The sequence below is a fragment of the Spinactinospora alkalitolerans genome, from assembly GCF_013408795.1.
Taxonomy (GTDB): Bacteria; Actinomycetota; Actinomycetes; order Streptosporangiales; family Streptosporangiaceae; genus Spinactinospora; species Spinactinospora alkalitolerans.
The window spans coordinates 2992020-3014747 of sequence record NZ_JACCCC010000001.1; the positions used below are offsets into that span (position 1 = coordinate 2992020).

Genomic DNA, 22728 nt, shown 5'->3' on the forward strand with positions numbered 1-22728 from the left:
CCCGCGTGCCTGACCGGTGACGCCCATCCGACGCGAAGGACTTCCCACCATGACCATGGCGATACTGTTCGGCCTGCTCATCGGGCTACTGCTCGGACTGCTCGGAGCGGGCGGATCCATCCTCGCTGTGCCAGCGCTGGTCTTTGGTGTGGGGATGGGGCTGCACGAGGCCATCCCCGCCTCCCTCGTCGTGGTCGGCGCCTCCGCCCTGGCCGGACTGATTCCACGACTGCGCCAGCAGGTGATTCGCTGGCCCGTCGCCCTGGTCTTCGGCGCCGCAGGACTGCCCGCCGCCTTCGCCGGAACCGCGGTCGGCCGACTCCTGCCCGAGCGCTGGCTCATGCTCGGTTTCGCCGTACTCATGGTCGCCGTCGCCGTGCGCATGCTCCGTAGCCAAACCGAGCACGGCGGTGCGTGCCGCACCCGAGCCGGCGGGATCAACTGGCGCAGCTGTCTGCCCAAGGCGCTCGCGGCCGGCGCGGCCGTCGGTTTCCTCACCGGGCTGTTCGGTGTCGGCGGTGGCTTCGTCATTGTTCCCGCCCTCGTCCTGCTGCTGGGGTTGACCACCACCGAGGCCGTCGCCACCTCCCTGGTCATCGTCGCCATCAACGCGGCCTCGGGCCTGGCCGCGCACGCCGGAGCCGCAGCCGACCTGGACTACACCGTCATCGCGGCCTTCGCCGCCGCGGCCATGGCCGCCTCTCTTGCCGCTGGCCGCATAGCGAACAAGATTCCCGCAAAGCCGCTGCGCAGGGGGTTCGCCGGAGTGGTGCTGACGGTGGCCGCCGGAGTGGCCGGTACGGCGCTGCTGGCGCCCCATCTGCTCACAGCCTGACCGGGTCCCGAAAAACCCCAGCTCACGGCTGCGTTGGCGCCCGCAGGCCCCCACCAGTTGCGACATAGGAGCCGTCCGGGCCCAGAGTTGTTTCCTTCTCGGTAGGTGGCTGTTTCCCGTCGGCCAGGGCAGCCTGACCAGGTCCAGCTGCCTTGTTGGGGAAGTGATGAAGGCGGTGCGTGTCGGGATCGCCTCCCAGCATCCGGTGGGGTGGTGAGCGCGGCGACTCATGACCGGGCCGGGCCCAGCGGTATGTGTCAAGCCGACTCGGTCGGGGGCGGGTGTTCACTGGCTCTCCAGGGGGACGCGGCGGTAGCGGGAGGTCGCGGAGCGCTCGCTGATCCCGGCCTGGGTGGCCAGGGTGCGCACGGTTACTCCGCGTTCGCGGGCCTGGCGGGCTGCCTCCAGCTCGATGGCGTTGAGCAGCTCCCGGGCGGTACGGGCGCCGGTGAGGATATGGGCCAAGGTCTCGACCGGGGCGTCCTCGCAGGCCACGCCGAGGCCGCTGGGGCTCACCGAGTCCAGGCGGGTGGTGATCTGGCGGGCCCGTTTGTCGGGGTCGGCGACGGGGCATCTCAATGTCTGTGTCAAGGCTCTGGCTGGATTGAACCTGATCAGTGGAAGCACCGGCGGGCCTGTGTGTTTCGCCCTTGGGCCTCGGGTAGCCGTGTACGACGGCTCGACACAAGACCGGCCCAGCATCCAGGGGAACCGATGTCCACACCAACGCGAGGAAAGCCGCGCTCACGCCATGGTCGTAACCTGATCGCGGGCATCCTGCTCGGCTTGGGCACCGCCGCCTTCATCGACGAGATGGTCTTTCACCAGCTCCTGCACTGGCACCACTTCTACGACCTGTCCACCAGCGACGTGGGACTGGTCTCGGACGGACTCTTCCACGCCTTCAGCTGGTTCGCCACCGTCGCCTCGCTGCTGATGGTCGCCGCGCTGCGCCGCGAACACACCTTCTGGGGCGCGGCCTTCACCGCCGGGTGGCTGACCGGGGCAGGGTTCTTCCAGCTCTACGACGGATTGGTCCAGCACAAGGTGATGGGCATACACCAGATCCGCTACGGCGTGAACCTGGTGCCCTACGACGTGACGTGGAACGTCATCGCCGCCGTCCTGCTCCTCGCTGGAATCGTGCTGTGGATCGTCACCGCACGACGCGCGGGCCGGTCCGCAAAACCCACCAGGGCCCAGGCCTGACCCATGGACCACCACGAACACCACGTCCCGGGGGCCGCCTGGCTCAGCCCGGGAGAATCGGCGACAGCGCTCCTGTTGGTGACCACCCTGGTGGCCTACGCGGTAGCGGTGGCGATCCTGCACAGGCGCGGCACCTCCTGGCCGGTCGCCCGCACTGTGTCCTGGGCGGCAGGCCTGCTGTGCGTGGGCGTGGCCCTGGTCGGCCCCTTGACCGAACGGGCCCACCACGACTTCACCGTCCACATGGCCGGACACGTCCTGTTGGGAATGCTGGGGCCGCTCCTGCTGGTGTTGGCGGCCCCGATCACCCTGGCCCTGCGGGTACTACCGGTGCGGACGACCCGCCCCCTCGCCCGGCTGCTGTCCTCACTTCCACTGGCGGTGCTGACGAACCCGTTCGTGGCAGGGGTGCTCAACATCGGCGGACTGTGGGTGCTCTACCGAACCGGCCTGTACACCGTGATGCACACCGATCCGTTGGTGCACGCTCTGATCCACGCGCACGTGCTGGCCGCCGGATACCTGTTCACCTTCGCCGTCCTGGGCGGCCCCGACCCGGCGCCGCACCGGCCCTCCCCGCCGTGGCGGGCAGCGGCGCTGGTCCTGGCGATCGCCGCGCACAACATCCTCGCCAAAACCCTCTATGCCGCCCCGCCCGAGGGGGTCCCCGCCGAACAGGCGCGCGCGGGGGCCGAGCTGATGTACTACGCGGGTGCGCCGGTGGAGATCGCGCTGATCTTCCTGGTGTGCCGCCCCTGGATCCTGCCACGCAGGAAGGCCTCGAACGCCGTTGGGTTCGAGGCCGTGTAGGGTTCACGATGCCGAGTCCACCACAGGCACCGGAGGATACGGTCGCTGGTCCCTCCCCATCGCCCACAGCACGTTCATCCGTTGCCTGGTCGGGCACAACACCGTCTGAGAGGCGGCAGTGCCCGCGAAGCCCATGGATGGCACTTTCGTCATCAGCCTCACCCGGTCCCCGGGAGCCACCCACCCATTCTTCAGGCGGACCATGCCCAGGTGCTGGGCGGCGGCGATGAGTTCGCCGATGAAGGTTCTCGCCAGCACGCGGCGCTCTCCCCAACACAAGACCCGAGGTTTGCGCTACTAACCTCATGGTGTTTGTGTCATGGGCTTGGGGTCGTTGGGTTCCGGGCCCAGAAGGGGGAGACGGTCTCGGCGTGCGCGGCGAGGTAGTCGCTCCACTCCCTTCGGGCGATGGAGGCCCACCGGGTGGCGGTGCTGACATGCATACCCACCAGCTCGGCCAGGATCGGCGCGGGCAGGTCGGCCAGCAGAGCCACCAGGGCGGCGTTGCGGGCCGGGCGAGCGGCCATGCCCATGTCGGCGAACCACTCGCTCATCCGGGCCGGCGTGACCGGCATCCCCGGCAGGCCGCCGGGGAACAGCCACACCCGTTCGGGTTCGGGGGCGAGCGTGCCCAGCGGAACGTAGGGATCGCTCACCTGGCGGTGCAGCAGCACGGCGAGCTTGGGCGGGATGAACAGGGCGTGGGTGTCCAGATCCAGATAGGTGTGTCCGTCCTCGATACGGACCTGGTCGGTGCGCAGGTGGCGGATCTGGGTGGCGGGCAGGCCGAACAGCAGCACCAAGGCCCCGGCCAGACGGGAACGCACCGGCCAGGCTTCCTCGTCCAGGCAGCGGGCGAGCAGGCCGCGGCGTTCGTCCTGGTCCATGTACCGCACGGGCAGGCCGCAGGTCCGGTGCGGGACGCTCACCACCGGCGTCAGGCCGCTTTTTGAAGAACATCTCCCCATGGGATCGGCGGTGTAACGCTTAGCCACCCCTCAGTGAGATTTTCGCCGTACTAGGTATTTGAGGCGGCATTGGTCAGCGATGTGCCGGCTCGTGGCTTTGCCCCACGACCTCGGCGACCGGGTATCGCTGTCTCAGTGGGGATCTCCAAACGTACGTCTTCAGCCGCGATCACAGGGAAACACGGCCGTGCTTGGTCAGATGACGCCGGCTCCGCCACCGGTGAATCAAGGACCGTTGACCTCAAGCGCGCTTGAACTTGTAGTGTGCTCGTCGACCTGACATTCGACCGAGGATCTGCGATGCCCGAGACGGGTGGCCTCGAAAACGCCGCCAAGCTGGCGTTGACGGCTTTCTTCTGGTGGCGCACCGATATCCAGCACGAAGTATGCGAGGCCTACTGGCGCGACGTACACGGGATCATGTTCTCCCGCGTACCGGGCCTGTGGCAGTGTCGACAGCTCCGCCTTGCAGCCAACCGTCCCGATCTCTGGCCAGCAGTCCAGGGCATCTCGCTTGAAGCGCCGGAAGCGGCTCAGCCTCAGGGCATGTCCCACGGGCTCTTCCTGTCCGAGGCCGACCTGGCCGCGTTCGGTCGCAATCCGATCGCGATGGAGACCATCCCCAACGACGCACACAACTTCATCAGCCGCATCGGTGCCCAGCTGTCGCCTCCGGACAGCGGCCGAACGCTTGTCGACCGCATCAACGATCCCGCTATGCAGGGCGCTCCCCCAGTGCCAACCTTTGTGCTCTGCTTCGTTTCAAGAGCGGGAGCCACGTCGGCCGAGACGTTCCATCGCTACCTGACCGAGCACGTTGCACGCCCGTGGAGCGGGCATCCAGGCGTCATGCGTTTACGCGTTGAGCCGCTTCCCCCTTACGAGCAGTCGGCAATGAGCTCGCCTGGTGTGGCGCACCAATGGCCGAGTGACGAGACCTACCTTGGCTGGATCGAGCTGGCGGTGCGCAACGAGGGCGTTGTCGGCGATCTCCTGGAGGTCACGGCCGCCGACGAACTTGGTAAACAGGTCAGGGCTGTCCATACCTACCCGGTACGTGAGATCTACACGATCATCTCCGCGGGACGGCCGACCGAGGTCGGTCTCCGCGGTTATCCGGCAGTGCAGACAATCATTGCCGCAGGCGCAGACGATCAGCGCGGTGAGGCCGTCCTGAATCTCCTCTTCGGCGATGCCGTACGCGGCCTGGATCAGCTCAGGCCGCGAACCTGAACACGTCGCGGCCGGTACCCGACAATCGTCGCCGCCCGCGGCCGGCGAACGGTGACCGGCGCTCGCTGTGACGTGTAACGCTTACGGATCCCTTCCGTACGTACGGGTGAGGTCCCTCAGCGAGACGAGCTCGGGAGGACGTTTGCTCATGTCCACGGAAGCGTCCGCAGGGGTCGATCTGCTCGTCGGAGAGGTATTCATGCGGCGTGGCCACGAACGCAGGGTCCGCACATCGGGCGAAGCGTCGCCGTCGCCGAACCGTCGCCCAGGTCACGGCTCTACCGCTAAATCCTGTAGTGATCCTCCTCGCTCCCCCGTACACCCAGGGGCCGGTGTCGCGCTCACCGATGAAGCCCGAGGGGAAGCCGCGATCGAAGGCGGCCGCCGACCTGGTCGACGCCCCGGGCCGGACCCTTCTGTAACGCCGCCGGGAGCGGGGCGTCCGCGCCTCGCGCCCGGTCCCCGTCCGTCTCCTCCTGGACCACCGGATATGCCGAGTCACTGATTCGACGAAGAGCGCCCTGCCCCCGCTGAAACGCGCTTCGGAGCAACGACGCGGCACACGAGCCACCGCCCGCCGCGGGAGCGGCGGGCGGTGGCTCGGCCGGACGGCGCGTTCAGTCCGCGGGCAGCGCCTTCAGCGCGACGGCGAAGGAGCGGGTCGCCGGCCACAGCGCGTGCCGGGGCAGCACGTCCAGGCCGCAGGCCCGTGAACCGAGCCCGTGCTGCGCGGCGTCGAGGTACAGGTGCACTCCCGTACTCTCCGGCAGCTCATGTGCGTGGGCCGCCGCGGCGAGCTCCTGGGCGGTGTGCCGGCTCGCCGTGAAGCCGACCCGCGATTCGCCCACCGACCGCGCCGCCAGGCCCGGCGCCGCCCCGGTCAGCCGCACCCACCGGGTCTGGGAACGGTGGCCGGACTCCTGCGGCCGGGAGTAGGCCACGGCCAGTTCGTCGATCGGCGCGCCGTAGGTGCCCACCAGCGCCGCTCGGCGGGAGTCCGGGTAGGACTCCTGCGGTCCGGTGCCGAACCACTCGGCCCGGCGCAGCCCGCCGGGCAGGTCCAGGCGGATGCCCAGCCGCGGCCAGGTGCAGTCCCAGCCCGGCGTGGGCACGGCGTCCACGTGCACGAAGACCTCGTCGCCGTCGGAGGTGTAGGCCACGGTCACGTCCACGCCCAGCGAGGTGCCCGCGGCACCGGTGCGCGAGCGCACCACGAGCCGGTGCCCGTCGATCCGCACCGACTCGGTGCGGTGCAGCAGCCGGTCCAGGCCCCGCTCGCGCCACCTCTGGGCCGACGACGGCGCATCGGTTCCGGCGCCGTCGGTCAGGGCCGGGTCGGCCTCCTCGTAGGCGTGCGGGGCCGTACCCCGGTCGTTGTCGGTGGGGGCGCGCCACAGCTCCGGGAACGCTCCGCTCACCTCCAGCTCACCCAGGCGCAGCAGGTGACCGGTGACGGCGTCCACGCGGGCCGGGCCGACGGCGATCACGTCGCCCTCGCGCGCCGGGCGCACCGACCGCGCAGGCCCCGGAGGCCGCACCGCGGGCGGTCGCGGCCCGCCGCCGCGCAGTGGCGCGGCGGTGCAGTCCACCTGGTGGGCGGCGACCCGGTGCCCGGCCGGGGCCCACGCGGTCGCCTCGGCCAGCTCGGCGGTGAGCGTCACCGACACCTCGCCGCCGCCCGCCTCGCGCAGCGCGGCCGGCAGGGCCGGTGGGGCGTCGACCTCGGCCCGCCGCCCCGGTGCGACAACGGGGACGGGCACCCGGCCGTCCGCCGTGACCGCGCCGTCGACCTGGACGCTCCAGGCCACGCGCAGGTCGGCGGTGTCGGCGCTGTGCCTGCGGCTGCTCAGCGTGATCCGCCCGGTGGCCGGGTCGAGGTCGAGACGGACGGGCGCGACGACGGCGGCGAACTCGGCCAGCCCCGGAGAAGGGGTGTCGTCGGACAGGACGAGCCCGTCCATGACGAAGTTGCCGTCGTGGACCGGTTCGCCGAAGTCCCCGCCGTAGGCGAAGTACTCGGTGCCCTCGGGGGTGCGCGTGCGCAGGCCGTGGTCGCGCCATTCCCAGACGAAACCGCCGTGCAGGCGCGGGTAGCGGTCGAACAGCTCCTCGTAGTCGCTGATCGCGCCGGGGCCGTTGCCCATCGCGTGGACGTACTCGCACAGCACGAAGGGACGGCTGCGGATGCGGGCGGCCTGGGCGGGGCCGGCGGCCCGTACGGGGCCGGACTCCTCGCCGACGGCCGCGCACTCCTGCAGCGTGGGGTACATGCGGGAGTAGACGTCGGTGTAGTCCCCGGTGCGGTCGCCCTCGTAGTGCACCGGGCGGTCCGGGTCGCGCCGGTGCACCCAGGCCGACATCAGGGCGAGGTTGCGCCCGGTACCGGCCTCGTTGCCGAGTGACCACATGACCACGCTGGGATGGTTCTTGTCCCGCTCGACGGTGCGGCGGATGCGGTCGAGGCAGGCCTGCTCCCACCGGGGGTCGTCGCTGGGGTTGTCGCGCCAGCCGGCCTGCTCGAAGCCGTGGGTCTCCAGGTCGCACTCGTCGACGACCCAGAAGCCCAACTCGTCGGCCAGGTCGAGCACGCCGGGGTGCGGCGGGTAGTGGCTGGTGCGGATGGCGTTGACGTTGTGCCGCTTCATCAGCGCCAGGTCGGCCCGCGCGTGCTCGGCGTCGAAGACCCGGCCCCGATCGGCCTGGATCTCGTGCCGGTTGACGCCGTGGAAGGTCACCGGCCGGCCGTTGACGAGGAACCGGTCCCCCTCGATGCGCACCGTGCGGAAACCCAGGTGCAGGCGGACCCGCTCCCCGGTGGCGGTGACGACCGCCTCGTAGCGGCGGGGGGTCTCGGCGCTCCACGGCCGCACCGTGCCGACGTCGACGGCGCCCACGTCCTCGGCGCGCTCCCACCGCTGCTCCACGCCCAGCTCGGGGATTGACAGCACCACCGGGTAGGCGGCCGCGGGGGCGTCGATCTCGGCCTCGACGCGTCCGGCGCCCGTGGTGTGGTCGTACTCCGCGCGCAGCCAGACGTCGTCCAGCCGGGCGGCGGGGCGGGCCAGGAGCGTCACCTCCCGGAAGATGCCGGGCAGCCACCACTGGTCCTGGTCTTCGAGGTAGCTGGCCGACGACCACTGGTGCACGCGCACCACCAGCAGGTTCTCCCCGCTGCGCAGGGCGCCGGTGACGTCGAACTCCTGCACCAGCCGACTGCCCTTGCCCACCCCGATCTCGGTGCCGTTGAGCCACACCCGGTAGGTGGACTCCACGCCGTCGAAGCGCAGCAGCACCCGGTCCGCGTCGGCCCACGCCCCGCCGGCGGGCACGGTGAAGCGGCGGCGGTGGTCGCCGGTGGGGTTCGCCGTCGGCACGCGGGGCGGGTCCACCGGGAAGGGGTAGCGGACGTTGGTGTACCAGGGGCGCCCGTAGGCCCCGTCGCCGTGCAGCACCCAGTGGGACGGCACGGGCAGCTCATCCCAGGCGTCGTCGTCGTAGTCCTCGCGCCACGTCTCCTCCCCCGGCTCGGCCGTGGGCCAGAGCCGGAAGCGCCACCGGCCGCTGAGGTCCAGGGCGGGGGCGTCGGTGCACAGGCGGGCGCGCGGGGCGGTGCGGCCGCCCGCGCCGGGGGTGAAGTCCTCGTAGTAGGCCAGGTCGGTCACTGATGGTCCTCCAGCGTGGTGGTGCGGTGAACAGGCGGGGCGCGGTGGCGGCCGCGGTCGGTCGGCTACTCCTTGACCGCGCCGTCGGTGAACCCGCCGCGCCAGAACCGCTGCAGGACGAGCATGGCGGCGATCAGCGGCACGATCGAGACCAGGACCCCGCCGGTGGTGAGCTGGTAGAACTCCGGCAGGCGCTGGACCTGGCTGTACCAGTTGTTCAGGCCCAACGTGATCGGATACAGGTCCTGGTCGGCGAGCATGACCAGCGGCAGGAAGTAGTTGTTCCAGATTCCGACGAGCTGGAACAGGAAGACGGTCACCATGGCCGGGACCATGGCGCGCAGCCCCAGAGTGTGGAAGATGCGCATCTCACCGGCGCCGTCGATCCGCGCCGCCTCGATGACCGAGTCCGGCACGGTGGCGGTGGCGTAGATCCGGCACAGGAAGAAGCCGAAGGGCGACACCACCGAGGGGATCAGCACGCTCCAGTAGGTGTTGGTCAGTCCCAGCTCGCTGAACAGCAGGAACAGCGGCAGCGCCGTGGCCGTGGCCGGAACCAGCACGCCGCCGAGGACCAGCCCGAAGACGAGCTCGCGCCCGCGGAAGGCGTACTTGGCCAGCGCGTACCCGCCCGCCGCTGCGAAGTAGGTGGCGATCAGGCCGCCCACGCCGACGTAGAGGACGCTGTTGGCGAACCACCGCAGGAATATCCCGCCGTCGTAGGTGAAGACCTGGACGAGGTTCTGCCAGAGGTTGATCTCCGGGGCGAACCAGAAGCCGTTGGTGGAGAACAGGTCCTCGGTGGTCTTGGTGGCCGCCACCACGATCCAGTAGATCGGGACGAGGAAGTACAGGCTGACGACGGTCAGGATCCCGGTGACCAGGATCGTCGACCGCGAGGTGCGGCGGGGCCGGCCGCGCTCGGCGGGCGGGGCGGGGGCCGCGGGGGCCGGGGCGCTCGGGGAGGCCTTCACACCCACTTCTTCCTTCGAGGTGCTCACTTCCCGCCTCCCTTCCGGTTGGTCAGGTAGAGGAACGCGAAGGACAGCACGAACGCCGTGAGCGCGATGAGCACCGCTTGGGCCGCCGCCACGTTGTAGGCGTTGTAGTTGAAGGCGGAGTTGTAGGCGGAGAGGTTCGGCGAGTAGTCGTTGTTGATCGCCGGGGAGACCGCCTGGAGCATCTGCGGCTCGGCGAAGAGCTGCAGGGTCCCGATGATCGAGAAGACGGTCGTGAGGACCAGCGCCGGGCGGATCAGGGGAAGCTGGATCAGCCGGGCGATGCGCCACGGCCCGGCGCCGTCCACCCGCGCCGCCTCGTAGAGGTCGCCGGGGATGGACTTGAGCTGGGCGACGATGATGAGCATGTTGTAGCCGGCGTAGGTCCAGGTGACGATGTTGGCGATGGACCACAGCACGGTGCTCGGGCCGAGGAAGTCCAGCGTGATCCCGAAGCTCTCGGCGATGTCGATGAACGGGCTCAGGCCCGGCACGTAGAGGAACGACCACAGGATGGTGGCGATGACGCCGGGCACGCCGTAGGGCATGAAGTAGGCCGCCCGGAAGAACTGCGGCCACTTCGCCGAGGCCGACTCCAGCAGCAGGGCCAGCGCGGTGGCCATGGCGATCATCACCGGGACCTGGACCACCCCGAACAGCAGCATCCGGCCGATGGAGGCGATGAACTCCGAGTTCTCCAGCGCCAGGGCGTAGTTGGCGAACCCGGCGAAGGTGGTGGTCGCCCCCTCCTCGCCGAAGAGCCCGGAGAGCCGCACCCGGGTGAAGCTCTGCCACACGGCGTAGAGGATCGGCAGCAGGAACGCCAGACCGAAGAAGGTCAGGAACGGCGCGAGCAGGAGCCAGGGGGCCCGTTTCTGGGAGTTCATGCCGCCCTCGCGTTCAGGCCCTTGTCGCGCAGCATCTTCACCGTCTCCTCCTGCGTCCGGGCGCACGCCTCCATGAGGGTCATCTCGCCGGCGAGCTTGCGGCGGACGTTGTCGGAGAGGGCGTCGAAGACCTGCTGCGTGGTCGGTCCCCACGCCCAGTCGGGGTTCTGCTGCTCGGCTGCGGGCACCAGGATCTCCTCGTTGTAGTTCTGTCCGCCGAAGAACTCCGAGGGCTGCCGGCGCACCGTGCCGATGTGGTCCGGCGACGGCGACCAGCCGATGCCGGAGTGCTTGATCATCGCGTCGATGCCCTCGGGGTCGGTGGTCATCCACACGCTGAAGTCCAGGGCCTCCTGCGGGTGGCGGGAGTTGGCCAGTGTGGCGACCGTCGAACCGCCCAGGTGGGTGGAGCCGAAACCGGTGTCGCCCCAGGTGGGCATGGGGGCCACCCGCCACAGGCCCTCGGTGCCGCCGGTGCCCTTGATGAGCGCGTCGGCCCAGGAGGCGCTGGTGACGGCGCCGAGGGACCCGTCGCTCGCGGCGGCGAACCAGGCCGGGGAGAAGTGGGCCATCGAGATGTCCACGAGGTCCTGGTCGATGGCCTTGTCGAAGTGCTCGGCCACGCGCATGGTGGCGTCGTCGGTCATGTCGATCACCCAGCCGTCGTCGTCGGCCCGGAACCAGGTGGCCCCGGCCTGGGTGGCGAAGGCGGTGAAGAAGGAGGTGTCGCCCACCGGGAAGCACTCCAGGTACCGGCCGGCGGCGCGGTACTCCGCGGCCAGCTCGGCCCACTCCTCCCAGGTGGCGGCGGGTTCGGCCCCCAGCTCGTCCATGATGTCGGCCCGGTAGTAGAAGGCGCAGGGCCCGGAGTCCTGCGGGATGCCGTAGATCCCGCCGTTGAAGCCGACCTGGCTCATCAGCGTGGGGTCGTACTTGTCGGCGTGCTCGCCGGCCCCGTAGCGGGAGAGGTCCACCAGCCCGTTGACGAGCATGAAGGCCGGGATCTGCCGCATCTCGATCTGGGCGAGATCAGGCCCGCCCCCGGCGGCCAGGGCGGAGAACATCTTCTGGTAGCCGCCGTCGTTGGACGCCTGGGTCCACACCGCCTCGACCTGGACGTCGGGATTCTTCTCGTTCCAGATGTCGCAGACCTTCTGCAGGTCCTTCAACCACGACCAGTAGGTCAGGTGCACGGTCTCCCCCGGCTCGGCGCGCGGGATCAGCGCCTGTTCGGCGGTTCCGCGCCGCCCCGTGCCGCAGGCGGCCAGGGTGGCCCCCAGCCCGGCGCCGAGCCCGGCTCTGAGCAGGTGCCTTCGTGACAGTTCCGCCATGAACCTTCCCCTCGAAAGGTCTCGGCCCGCGGGCCGAGACCCGCACACTCACCGGAACGGCCGGAGCGGCGTGCGCCGGCGCACGCCCGGCGGACCCGATACCCTGATCCGTCGCATCGCGGGCCATCCCAACGGCAGTTCGAACACAAGCGAAAGAATTCGCTCAGAAGCACGCACATCATCGAGCGGAAAACTGCGGATTGTCAACACTTCTGATCGATATTGACCGACTCTCCATCAACTTCGGACACCGAGCGGTAACGTCGTTCCGCGCTACGGCAGGCACGGCGCCCCGACCGGTTCGGGTGGGAAGCACGCCGAGACCTCGACCGATGCGGACCTATTGAGGTTTGCAGAAGTCGAGTGGGCCTTTAGGTGCAGGGACGGTTCTGCGGGAGGTCGCCGGGAGAGTGCGGCCCTCTTGGCGCGTCCTTCACCGGTGAGCCCGGCGTGGGGCCGCGCCTCCCGGCCGAAGCGGTGGCGCGGGTTCGCGCACACCTTTGCCGTCTGCTTCGGCGGCGGGGCGCGGCCCACCGGCGGCGATAAAGCATCCCGCCCGAGGAAAGGGGCCGCGCTCCCGCCGCAGCCTCCCCGCCATCCCACCCCGCGCAACTTCTGCAAACCTCAGTAGGTGGCCCTCGGCTCCCGGAGCTACAGCGAGCCGCCAAGTGGGAGGCGAGGAGTATCGGAACAAAACCCCGCGCTAAAAGTCCGCTGCTGGAGCGCTGCGAAATATCCGTTTTCCGGGTTTCGGTAGGTGAACCTCAGCGACGGTTGCAACACCACCTGACACAGAACCGCGGGGCGGGGAACTCCGCGTTCTCCCGCCCCGCGTTCTCCCGGCCTGCTCCCTCCAGCGTCGTGCTCCGTGAGCGCGAGCGGAGGGCGACCCTGCCGGCCCCGAGTCCGGGGACGGGGCCGCCGCGGTCAGGCGTGGGCGCTGTAGTAGGGCGAGCAGGCGATCTTGCTCGACCCTTGCAGCACGCAGACCCGGAGCAGAAGGCGGGTGCCCTCCGCGATGTTCTTGGTCTTGCTGGCCGTGTAGGGGGCCGTGTGGCCCGAGGTCGCCGCATAGAGCAAGAACCCGCCGCCGTCGTAGTAGACCCTGCCCTCGACGGCGTAGCCGTCACTGAGCGAGTCCCTCGCGTAGAGGGTGTCGCCTTTGGGCCAGCCGTTGTTGGAGCCGGGGTCGGCGTTCCAGAGGACCACTCCGGCATCGCTGCCGCTGTTGCCGATGGTGATGTAGCGGGAGCCGTCGGACTGCAGGCCGTAGTCGCCGAAGCTGAAGCTGGCGGCCTGGGCGGGAGCGGCCACCGCGGTGAAGGCGCCGGCCGTCATCACCGCCACCGCCGCGATGGCCGCCGCGCGTCGCAGAATCTGTCGCATTTACACCTCTTTTGTGAGGGAACGGGGGCTTTGCGAGCCTAGCGAGCGCCCGTGACACCGCGCACTGAAATGACCACAAACGGACACGGCGTCGCGCTCCGACGGCCCACCCAGGACCTCCCGCACCCGCGCGTGCTAAGAGGGCGAGGAGGACCTGCGCTCCTACCGCGCCGCGTAGGGGCCCGGGCGCGATACAGCCGATCTCCTCGGCGGTGGGAGCGGGGAACACGTGCAGGGGGCGGGCCGAGGCTCTAGGCTGCGGTGCGCGTGTCGGTGGGCTGTGGGCGGACAGGGAGCGCGGTCGGTGGCGGAACGACTCAAAGGAGTGCTCGGCTGGACCGGGATCGCGGTGCTCGTGGGGGCCGTGGTCCTCATGGTGCCCCGCCTCTTCGGCCTCGATGAGGACGTCGCGGCCGGCCAGGACCTGTCACCGCTGATCGTGGCGGCACTGGTCCTCGGGCTCGCGGCGGGCGGCTTCGTGACCCTTCGATTCCCGGACGGCCACGGCGACCGCGGCACCGGCCGCCCGGACCTGGTGGGCGCGATCGTACGGGTGGCGGCCGTCCTGGCGGGGTTCGCCCTGGTATGGGCGACCTATCCCACCCGGCACCTGGCCCCCGCGGTCCGCAACGGGGACTACCGCATGTTCCCCGGCATGGTGACCGAGCTGTGGATCGGTGTCTGCCTCGTCGCACTGGGACTGGTGCTGCTGTGCTCGGGCAGCTCCCTGCTGCTGCCGCAGAGCTGGAAGCGCGCGCTGACCGGACTCACGGCGGGCATCCTGGCGGTGATCCTGCTCTGGGGGATGACCCCGCCTCTCACCCGGTTCCTCATGGTCGAGCACGCGGTCGCCAAGACCGTGGGGGACCCCGCGCCGGTACCCGCCGACATCAGCCGGGTGGGGTGGAGCTGGCAGCCGGAGCACCGCGTCATGGGCGTGGAACGGGGACCGCGCGGACCGATCGTGCGCTACGCCGACGGCTTCGTCGCCCTGGACGGGGCCGACGGCGAGGAGCTGTGGACCTACCGGCTGCCCTACGCACGGCAGGTGGAGACCGGCGTCTTCGCGGGCGATGAGCGGTACGCCTACCTCCTGTACGTGGCCGAGCCCGAACTCGAGACCAGGACGATGGTGGTGCTGGACACCGCGACCGGGGAGGTGGTCCGAAACGCACCCATGCCCGAACTGGGTGAGGACGCACCGTCGAAGGGCCCGCACCTGACCCCTGATCTGCGTGTCTTCCTCGTCCAGGAGGACGGTGGGGCCGTGGTGGTCGCCCACGCCACGGACTCCGCCGAACGGATCTGGGAATTCCCACTGGAGGACTCGACTCCGGAACGCCTGTGCCGGTGGGACGGGAACGACGGGATACGCGAACACGGTGACCGAGTCCTGGTGGCCCGGCTGTGCCTGGACGAGGAGCACCTTCCGGACCATGACCGCAGCGCCGCCCTCGCGAACATGGACGTCCCCGACGACGCGGTGGAGAGCGTGGTCGCGCTGGACACCGCCACCGGTCAGCAGGTGTGGCGCCGTGAATGGACACCCGACGACCTGTCCACCGGCGACCTGCCCTATGTCGGCGGCACTCGTGAAGGGCGCGGAGCCGAACCGGTGGCCGTGACCGAGGGCGGCACGTTCACCCTGGCCACAGGAGAGCCCGTGCGAGTCCGCCCCGAGAAGCCCGGCGACCCCCGGAGACACCGGGACCACACCCTGGCGATCGACACCGCGGGAGCCGTGGTGCTGCGGGAGGCCGTGCTGCGACTGGAGGAGGCCGAGAAGCCCGCCCTCGTCCTGCGCACCGACGCCGCGGGCGAGGTCGTCCAGCGCACAGAACTCGCCCCGGACATAGTGGGCCGCTACCTGGAGTCCGTCCACGTCCTGGACGAGGTCCTGGTCGCCCCGCACGTGGAGCGCGACGACTCCACTGAGAACCCGATCCGCGCGCTCGCGGCCGTGCCCCTCGGGGCGGAGGTGGGAGAGGACGACCTCGTGTGGATCGACTTCGGCGGTGAACGGCTCCCGGAGACCCCCGATTCCCGGCAGACCCAGGCCCTGCACCGCACGCTGGCCGTCCCCGGTGCCGTGGTGTCCTATGTCATTGACCCGAACGAATCCGGATCCGACCTTTCTCCCCTCCACGGCCTGGTCCCGTGACCCCGCCCCGTCTCCGCCTCGACGGGCTACTCAGCTCCTCGCTGACCAAGAAGGACGCCGAGGCGGAGACCACCGGACCCGGCAGCGGCAGGGGTGGCGATCAAGATGCGGATCGGTATCGGCCCCCTTCATAGGGGTCGGGGGACATCGCGCACTCACCGTCCGGACGCATCCGCTCCGTCCACGCGGGGACGGCCCATCGTCTCGGCGATGAGATCGGAGTCGAGGGAGTGGGCATGGATAACGGCGAGGTCGAAGGAGCCGGGCAGCTTCTCCCCGGTCAGCCGGAAGGCATCGCGTGCCGCCTCGTCCGAGGCATCGACATGGAGACGACGGTCTCGCCTCCTTCAGCTCCGAAGCCGCCTCCGCGTAGACCCGGCCGACGAGTGCGTAGATCGCCTCGGCGCCGCCCAGCAGCGCCATGATCCCGCAGATCTGCTGCGATATGACCTGCGGGTTCCTCGATTTGCGACCGGCGCTGCTCGTGGCCTCCCCCTTCCCGAGCAGGACCGCGTCGACGACCGTCGGAAGAGCGGCGATGCGCAGCCACCGCTCCCGTAGGCGGTCACCGCTAACCGGCCAACCGGTTCCGTCAGCAGGGTGATGAGCTCCTGGTCGAGGGGAACGGCGTCGACGGTTTCGCCAGGGTCGACCAGAGCGCTCTGCACACGGCGACCGACGCCGCCTACCGCAGGGCTCTGCGACCGGGGCCCCGGTGTCTCCGCGTCCGCATCTCGGGAAGCCTCTGGCGGAAGTGTCGCCTTCTCCGACGATGCCGAAGCCGAAGCCGCCAAAGATGCCGCGTCGCCCGCTTCGGGGCTCGACGGCCTCGAGGTCACCCCCTGGATCCCGAGTAGTCGGCGGATGTCAGCCCACAGCCATTGCGGCAGCTCGGGAGGAGTGGCGCTGCGCTTCAGACTCTTCGCGGCGCCCGAGCAGCGGCCCGCCCGCTCGATGTCACCGGAGAGCCCGTACTCCTGACCGACGCGGGAGAGCAGCAGGCGCAGTTCCGACCAGAGGACGTCGTTTCCGGGCGCGACGGCGATCCGGGGTTCCTCGGTCCATGCAGGGGACTCCTGGAGCGGCCGGGCGAGCGCACCGCGCTTCCGCGCGGCCCGGCCCGAGTGCGTCGTCCCCTCCGCGGGATGCTTCTCGGCCGTTCGGACGGTGCGGGGCGCCGGTCACGATGCCTGAGATCGGGAGGGAGAACCGGACATTGACGGGGAAGCCGGGGGCGGGCCCCTGCGCCGATCGCGTGTCCGCCCTGACCACGTGGGAGAAGCCCGCCGCGGACGGATCCGCGACGGTTCGGCTCTCCGATTCCCTCGGCAGCACGGTGAAGCCCTCGGTCAGGAGAGGAAGCCCCGGCGGGAGCACGGGACGGGCAGGAGATGCGTCGGGGGCGGGGACCGCGGGCCCGCCCGTCTTCGCAGCTTTGCGCTTCCGCCGGATCTCATCGGCGTGGGGAGTGCTGAGGCCGTGTTCGCTCAGGACGCATTCGTCCAGGTCAACCCATATGACAGGGTCCTTCTCCGGGCGCGTCCCGATTTCGAGCCGGTACCGTCCCGCTTCTCCGCCCAGGCGGCAGTGCAGGGTGTAGCCGAACTGTTCGAGAAGCTGTTTGGGAGCCTTCGCCCCGGGCGCGAAGAGCCAGGTCAGCCAGGAAGCCGTATCACGCAGCCGAACATCGCAGTCCTCCCAGTAGGAGGGGGAGGTGGTGCGGAACTCGACCGCGACGATCCCGCGATCGTCACTCGTGCCGATCCGCATGCTGCGACAGGTCCCTCCCTCCCGGAAGTTCCCGCTCAAGACGGGAGGGGCGACCCGTTGCCCCTGCCTCCTCAGCCAGTGGGCCAGATCGAGGTTGACGTACAGGTGGTCCGCGCTGCGCTCATCGTTATAGGACCTCAGACACTCGGCCGGTCGGCCGTTCTCCGGGTAGTGCGCGAAATGGGGGACGTAAACCCGGCCGACCCTGGCCTTGAGTTTCTTTCCGCACCCTCCCAGCCATGTCCCGCACCAGAAGCTGCGGATCGCGTACCTCTCCTTGAGGTGCCGCGCGGCCTCGTAGTCCTGCGGCAGATCACCGGCTCGTAAGAGCCGGCGCCGCCCAGGACGGCCGTCTGCACCTTGCGCCTGTCTTCCATCGGGGGACTCCTTCTCAGGTCGGACGGTCGGTGATCCGGCTTCGGCGGCACCGGTGGACGGCTTCCACCGCGATCGGCCCGCTCACGCGATTCCCGCTTCGGTCAGGAACTCGCTCGGCTCCTTGTGCCAGGAGACATGGAGCTGGTCGCGGGCGCGGGTGCAGGCGACGAACAGCAGGCAGCGCTCGGCCATCAGGTCGGTGGCGTGCTGGATCGGGTCGACGTCGGCGGGGGTGACGGCCTTGGCGAAGGGCACCGCCCAGTCGCACACCCCCGCCACCGCGACGCAGCGGAACTCCAGCCCCTTGAGCGCGTGCATGGTGCCCGCGCGCACCCCCTCGGTCTCGGGCTTGGGGGTCGAGCGCAGCAGCACCGCCGGGACGCCCTCGGCCACCAACCCCTCCTTCACCTTCCTGGCCACCGCGTTGAACCGGGCCGCGACCGCGATCTCCGAAGGGGCGATCCCCGCCTCCACCCACGCGCGCACCCGGCGGACGACCTCGGCGACCTCCGCATCCTGGTCGGGGGCGCCGAACGCGACGGGGGCCGCGCCGTGCAGCGACGACCGGTACCCGGCGAGGGTGTCGTCCCCGCCGTCGGCCAGCCCCTCCACCGGACGGCCGTCCAGCAGCGCCCGCGACCAGGCCAGGATCTCCTGGGTGCTGCGGTAGTTCCGCTTCAGCCGGGTGGTGCGCCCCACCACCTTGATGCCCAGGGACTTCAGCGACACCTTCGCGTCGTAGATCCGCTGGTGCGGGTCGCCGGCGATGAACAGGTCGTCGGGCCGGACCGGGACGGCGGCGCGCAGCAGCCGCCACTGGGCCGGGTGCAGGTCCTGGGCCTCGTCGACGACGACGTGCCGGTACAGCGGCCCCTCCTCCTCCAGCGTCCGGGCCGCGACGTCGCAGGCCCGCAGGTGGGTGTGCACGCCGTCGGCGTCCAGGCCCGCGGTGAACTCGCTCATCGCCCGCCACAGCAGCGGCCGGAGGGCGCGCGCCAGCGGCCTGCCCCGGCCGGGCCGGTCGGCGGCCAGGTAGGCGTCCGGGTCGTCGATGCGCTGAGCCAGGACGACGTGCCGGTACTCCTGGGCGAGGAACCGCTCATTCCACGGCAGGTCGAGGCGCTCGGCGATCTCCTTCCAGCGGGCCTGCTCCTCCGCGTCGCCGAGGAAATGCGGGGCCTCGCCCCCGGCAGCCTCGGTGAGGACCCGGCCGGCCTGGGCGTTGACGGTGGTGACGTCGACGCGCTCCAGCAGGTCCGGGTCGGCGACGAGCTCGGTCAGCCCCGAGCGCAGCGCCGACACCAGGGCGTTGGTGAACGTGGTGAGCAGGATGCGCTCGCCTGGCCGCAGGTGGTTCAGGAGGTGCCTGACCCGGTGCATGGCCACCACCGACTTGCCGGTTCCGGGACCGCCGGTCACCTGGTAGCTGCCGGGGTAGCTGGGCCGGTAGGCGACCTTGCGCTGGGAGGGGTGCAGGAAGATCCGCCACTCGGCGAACGGCCGGTCCAGGATCTCGGCCAGCTCCTCGGCGCCCGAGACCAGCGCGATCCGGGTGGGGGTGTTGCGGATGGCCGTCTCGATGACGGAGGAGTCGTCACCGGCGGCCGGTGCGGGGGCGCGGTGGGCGACGATGTCGCGCCACACCTCCTCCACGCCGAACCCGTTGGCGAGGAACTGCAGCACCTCTGCCTGGTCCTCGGGCAGGTAGGGCGCGAACACCTCCAACTGCTGAGCGTCGACGATGGTGCGGGCGGCGCGCAGTGTCGTGTCGTCGACGCCGAGGGCGCGCAGGTCCCCGTCGGAGATGTCGGCGAAGAGGAGCCGGCCCGCTCCGGCGGCCCGCCGCTCCATCGCCGGGGTGACGCGCTCCAGCCCCTCGGCGTCCCAGACCTCCAGTCCGCGGGTGGCGGAGTTGACCCCGGCGTCGAGCTTGGCCGCCCACGCGTAGGCGTCGTCGTGCGGCAGGACCTTCAGCAGCAGCAGGGTGCCGCCGCCCTCCGGGGCGAACACCACGCCCCGGTGGAAGTTGTCCACCTTGAACGTGCGGATGTGCCGGTTGCGCGCCCCGGCCGGGGGCTTGAAGTTCAGCCCCTTGTCCGCCTTGAGCTGGGCGGGGGTGAGCTTGGGGAACTTGTCCATCGCCTCGCGCACGTTCTTGCGCACGTGCACCGGCAGCGCGTCGTAGTCTCCGCCCTTGAAGAACCGCTTCTCGAACGCGAGCTGGGGCATGGGGGGACGGTCGCCTTCCTGGTCGTGCCGACGGGGGAGGAGAAGGGACGGTGGTGTGGCGGCTCGGCCGGTGGTGCGTGCGGTCAGGTGCCGGTGCGGCCGATGCGGTCCAGCAGGTTCACGGCGTCGCGGGTCGCGGGGTCGTCCGGGCCGTACTCGGCGTGCAGATCGGCCTGGAGCGGGACGAGGCACTCCTCGGCCTCGCCGATCCTGCCGGTGAACAGCATCAGCCTGCCGATCTCCAGGCGTAGATCCAGCGCCATCGGGTCGCGCTCCCCCGCCAGGGGCAGCACGCGCGACAGCACGGACTGGAACTCGCGCAGCGCGGCTGTCGACTCCCCCAGTTGGGCCCGGCAGATGGCGGCCTGCTGGCGGCAGGCCAGCGCCCGGTCGTCGTCGGGCCCGTCGGCCGCGGCGAACCCGGCGGCGAGGCGGTCGAACTCCGGCAGCGCCCGCCGCAGGTCGCCGCCCAGGCCGAGCGCGAAGGCGCGCCGCAACCGCAGCTCCACCACCCGGTCGTCGCCGTCGCCGAAGCGCGCGGCGGCGCCCTCGACGGCCTCGTCGAGCAGGCCTACCGCCTGGGCGTAGCGCTCCTCCTCCAGCAGGCTCTGCGCGTGCTCCTCGACCTCGGCCAGCTCCTCCGCCGAGATCATCGTGCGGGGCGGCGTGGGCAGGTCCGCGACGCCGTGGAAGGGCGGGAGGACCTTCGTCGGCGCGGGCCCGGCCGCGGGGCCGGAGGCCGGGCGGGGACGCGGGGCCAGGGGCCGCCGGTAGGGGCGGGCCGGGTCGGGCAGCCCGCCGGGGACCTGCGGGGCGTCGGCCCCGGCGGGCGCCGGTGCTGGCAGGAAGGGGGCCAGGCGGTCGTGCACGTCCTGGGCGTTCGCCGGGCGGTCCTCGGGGTTCTTGGCGAGCAGGTGCAGGATCAGGCGTTCCAGGTTCGCGGGGATGTCCGGGCGGATCGCGCGGACCGGGACGGGCGCGGTCCTGACGTGCTGGTCCATCAGCACGTAGTCGCTCTCCCCGTCGAACACGCGCTCTCCGGTGCACAACTGGTGCAGCAGGCAGCCGAGCGAGTAGAGGTCGCTGGCCGGGCTGACGCCGCCGCCCAGGACCTGCTCCGGCGGCATGTAGGCGCAGGTGCCCAGCCTGCTGCCGGTGGCCGTGAGCCGGGTGACGTCGGTGCGCAGCACGGCCGCGATCCCGAAGTCCAGCACCTTGACCGAGCCGTCGTCGGCGATCATGACGTTGCCGGGCTTGAGGTCGCGGTGGATGACGGGCACGGCGTGGGCGTAGGAGAGGACGGCGCAGATCTGCGCGGCGACGGAGACGGCGGCCTCGACGGCCAGCGCCCCCTCCTCCGCGATGACGTCGCCCAACGGCACCCCGCGCACCAACTGCATGACCAGGTACAGCCGGTCGTGCTCGCTGTCGACGTCGGCGTCGAACACGGCGGGCACACCCGAGTGCTCGATCCGCGCCGTGACCCTGGCCTCCCGCCGGAACCGGGCCGCGAACTCCTTGGTCTCCTCAGCGGTCCTGGCCGCGTCGGAGCGGATGAGCTTGACCGCGATCTCCCGGTCGAGGACGGTGTCGTACCCCTGCCAGACCTGCCCCATGCCTCCGGTGCTGATCGGCCGGGTGAGCTCGTAGCGCCCCCCGACCCGAAGCGGCTGCGTCGGCAACGTGCCCTGTCCTCTCCGCTCTCGTGTTGTGGGAAGTGGGAGTGGCGACCGGACGGCTGCTAGAGCCGGTCGGCCTTCACGTCCCGCAGGAAGGACGCCCACTCACCCGAGGGGAAGCCGAGGTGGCCGAGGTGGCGGTTCCGGGTGTCGCGCATCAGGGCCGAGTCCGATAGTTCGGCGACCTCGACGCAGTTTCCGCCCTTCTCGTTGCTGTAAGAGGACTTGTGCCACGCCAGACGGACCTCGACGCAGTTTCCGCCCTTGGAGTTGCTGTAGCTGCTCTTGCGCCACGTCTCACCGATGACACTCACTGGAACTCTCCTCGAACCTTCTCAATCAGTCCGCGCGATGCTGCCGGAGGCAAGGCGACTCCCCGTAGCTCTCCGTACAGGCGCACGTACTCTTCCACTCCGTCTGGGTCGTCCACTGGAGTCCCGGAAATCCGAGTCTCCATGTACAGAACCACACCTCGATTCGGGACCGTAATCAGGGTGAAGGCTCCTGAAAGCCCAGGGTGGTGTTCCGTTGCCATCGGTACCACCTGAATGACCACGTGTGGAATTGCGGATGCCTCTAGCAGGTGTTCAAGCTGACGGCCCATGATTTCACGGCCACCGATCGGCCGACGTAGCAGCGTCTCATCCAGGACGACCAGGAGAAGCGGCGGTCGATCCGAAGACAGGATGGACTGCCGGTCCATCCGAGCACGTACCTGCTCGTCTATCTCGGCGGCCGAGTCGGTTGGCTGGCCGTCCCGAAGAATCGTCCGCGCATATTCCTCGGTCTGAAGCAGCCCCGGAATCAGCAGAGGGTGATACTCCCTGATCTCGGATGCTTCGCGTTGCAGCTCCACGACGTCACGGAACCAGTCAGGGAAGCCGTTGCCTGATGGCAGTCCTTCCCACAGTCGTCGGACCCTTCCCCCAGTGTTGAGGGCGCGGTCGATCTGTTCCGCATGTTCCGGTTTGCAACCTCGTATGCCGCGTTCGATAGCACTCAGCATCGCGGGCGAGATGGTCATGGACCTGCTGAGTTGGTCCTGTGAAAGACCATGTCTTTCACGTAGTAAGCGGACCTGCTTGCCGAACTTGAGCCACTGGGGGTTGACCTTGTCGACCATACCTCAACACTTCAGCACACACAGCCAACACTTGTCGACCCCAGTCGACGGAAAACTCCAGATCAGTTG

General features: G+C 70.2%; 17 protein-coding genes. 5 read left to right on the forward strand and 12 right to left on the reverse strand.

Annotated elements, in window-relative coordinates; translation table 11 throughout:
- Positions 1–49 precede the first annotated feature (49 nt).
- Positions 50–835: a sulfite exporter TauE/SafE family protein gene (locus HDA32_RS13260; protein WP_179643471.1), complete on the forward strand. Its 786-nt coding sequence runs from the start codon at positions 50–52 to the stop codon at positions 833–835.
- A 285-nt stretch (positions 836–1120) separates the two neighbouring features.
- Here the strand turns inward: HDA32_RS13260 and HDA32_RS13265 are convergent, their stop codons facing one another.
- On the reverse strand, positions 1121–1426 hold the full coding sequence (locus tag HDA32_RS13265; protein WP_179643472.1) for a hypothetical protein: 306 nt from the start codon (positions 1424–1426) through the stop codon (positions 1121–1123).
- A gap of 195 nt (positions 1427–1621) precedes the next feature.
- Here HDA32_RS13265 and HDA32_RS13270 point away from each other — a divergent pair, with 195 nt between their 5' ends.
- On the forward strand, positions 1622–2044 hold the full coding sequence (locus HDA32_RS13270; RefSeq protein ID WP_246334331.1) for a DUF2243 domain-containing protein: 423 nt from the start codon (positions 1622–1624) through the stop codon (positions 2042–2044).
- A gap of 3 nt (positions 2045–2047) precedes the next feature.
- Positions 2048–2854, forward strand: coding sequence for a cytochrome c oxidase assembly protein (locus HDA32_RS13275; RefSeq protein ID WP_179643474.1), 807 nt, complete (start codon positions 2048–2050; stop codon positions 2852–2854).
- Positions 2855–2857: 3 nt separating this feature from the next.
- On the opposite strand, the gene HDA32_RS13280 is transcribed toward HDA32_RS13275, so the two are convergent.
- Positions 2858–3112, reverse strand: coding sequence for a hypothetical protein (locus tag HDA32_RS13280; RefSeq protein ID WP_179643475.1), 255 nt, complete (start codon positions 3110–3112; stop codon positions 2858–2860).
- A 59-nt stretch (positions 3113–3171) separates the two neighbouring features.
- The gene (locus HDA32_RS13285) at positions 3172–3741 is read right to left on the reverse strand and encodes a hypothetical protein (protein ID WP_179643476.1); all 570 of its coding nucleotides are present in this window, start codon (positions 3739–3741) and stop codon (positions 3172–3174) included.
- 345 nt (positions 3742–4086) lie between these two features.
- Between HDA32_RS13285 and HDA32_RS13290 the strand changes: the two genes are divergently transcribed.
- Positions 4087–5055, forward strand: coding sequence for an ethyl tert-butyl ether degradation protein EthD (locus tag HDA32_RS13290; RefSeq protein WP_218882440.1), 969 nt, complete (start codon positions 4087–4089; stop codon positions 5053–5055).
- A 617-nt stretch (positions 5056–5672) separates the two neighbouring features.
- Here HDA32_RS13290 and HDA32_RS13295 read toward each other — a convergent pair.
- From HDA32_RS13295 to HDA32_RS13315, 5 genes are all read right to left on the reverse strand, one after another.
- Entirely contained in the window at positions 5673–8717 is a 3045-nt protein-coding gene (locus tag HDA32_RS13295) for a glycoside hydrolase family 2 TIM barrel-domain containing protein (protein WP_179643477.1), read from the reverse strand.
- Between the two features lie 65 nt (positions 8718–8782).
- Entirely contained in the window at positions 8783–9718 is a 936-nt protein-coding gene (locus HDA32_RS31790; protein ID WP_312863168.1) for a carbohydrate ABC transporter permease, read from the reverse strand.
- Positions 9715–10602 carry a carbohydrate ABC transporter permease gene (locus HDA32_RS13305; protein ID WP_179643478.1) on the reverse strand — a complete coding sequence of 296 codons (888 nt, stop codon included), beginning with the start codon at positions 10600–10602 and terminating at the stop codon, positions 9715–9717. Before HDA32_RS13305 ends, HDA32_RS31790 begins: the two co-directional genes overlap by 4 nt.
- Entirely contained in the window at positions 10599–11933 is a 1335-nt protein-coding gene (locus HDA32_RS13310) for an ABC transporter substrate-binding protein (protein ID WP_179643479.1), read from the reverse strand. Before HDA32_RS13310 ends, HDA32_RS13305 begins: the two co-directional genes overlap by 4 nt.
- 927 nt (positions 11934–12860) lie before the next feature.
- Positions 12861–13319, reverse strand: a complete 459-nt coding sequence (locus HDA32_RS13315; protein ID WP_179643480.1) for a hypothetical protein — start codon at positions 13317–13319, stop codon at positions 12861–12863.
- A 304-nt stretch (positions 13320–13623) separates the two neighbouring features.
- Here HDA32_RS13315 and HDA32_RS13320 point away from each other — a divergent pair, with 304 nt between their 5' ends.
- A complete protein-coding gene (locus tag HDA32_RS13320) occupies positions 13624–15480 on the forward strand; it encodes an outer membrane protein assembly factor BamB family protein (RefSeq protein ID WP_179643481.1) in 1857 nt (618 codons plus the stop codon).
- A gap of 2229 nt (positions 15481–17709) precedes the next feature.
- Here the strand turns inward: HDA32_RS13320 and HDA32_RS13325 are convergent.
- The 4 genes from HDA32_RS13325 to HDA32_RS13340 all read right to left on the reverse strand — a co-directional run bounded on the left by HDA32_RS13325 (position 17710) and on the right by HDA32_RS13340 (position 22659).
- The gene (locus HDA32_RS13325) at positions 17710–19857 is read right to left on the reverse strand and encodes a UvrD-helicase domain-containing protein (RefSeq protein ID WP_179643482.1); all 2148 of its coding nucleotides are present in this window, start codon (positions 19855–19857) and stop codon (positions 17710–17712) included.
- 83 nt (positions 19858–19940) lie between these two features.
- Positions 19941–21539, reverse strand: coding sequence for a serine/threonine-protein kinase (locus HDA32_RS31425; RefSeq protein ID WP_179643483.1), 1599 nt, complete (start codon positions 21537–21539; stop codon positions 19941–19943).
- Positions 21540–21598: 59 nt separating this feature from the next.
- Entirely contained in the window at positions 21599–21850 is a 252-nt protein-coding gene (locus HDA32_RS13335; protein WP_179643484.1) for a DUF397 domain-containing protein, read from the reverse strand.
- On the reverse strand, positions 21847–22659 hold the full coding sequence (locus tag HDA32_RS13340) for a helix-turn-helix domain-containing protein (RefSeq protein WP_179643485.1): 813 nt from the start codon (positions 22657–22659) through the stop codon (positions 21847–21849). Before HDA32_RS13340 ends, HDA32_RS13335 begins: the two co-directional genes overlap by 4 nt.
- Positions 22660–22728 lie beyond the last annotated feature (69 nt).